This is a genomic window from Paraburkholderia sp. SSBN10T, from assembly GCF_056619545.1.
Genome location: NZ_JBWQQI010000079.1, coordinates 1 through 368 on the forward strand (window position 1 = coordinate 1; position 368 = coordinate 368).

Consider the following 368-nt stretch of genomic DNA (forward strand, 5'->3'; position numbering starts at 1 on the left):
TCATAGTCGTTGCCACCCTTGCCGTCAAGCACGTCCGCACCCGGAGTGCCATTCAGCGTGTCATTGCCCGTGGTGCCATCAATCGTGCGTGCCATTGAGGCCATTTGGGCCTCCGTCCACACCGTGCCGTCGGCGAACTGCACCTGCTGCACGCCGTAGTAGCTGCCGTTACCCAGTTCATCGTCCAGCGTGACCTGGTCACCCGAGACTCCGTCAGTCAACACCAGACCCGTGCCGTTCGAAGTCGCCTTCACCGTCACCGACGACTCGCTGATCCCCGCTCCCAGCTGCAGCACGTTGTGCGGGTTGCCCGAAAAATCCTGCTCGTTGATCTCCAGATCACCATACCCTGCGTTAAAGACGAACGT

The 368-nt window shown here is 60.6% G+C and carries 1 protein-coding gene; it reads right to left on the reverse strand.

All coding sequences use genetic code 11. The features are described 5' to 3' along the window. Positions 1-368, reverse strand: a 368-nt coding sequence (locus AC1ECK_RS36705; RefSeq protein WP_480328205.1) for a calcium-binding protein, incomplete at both ends; no start/stop codon positions are given.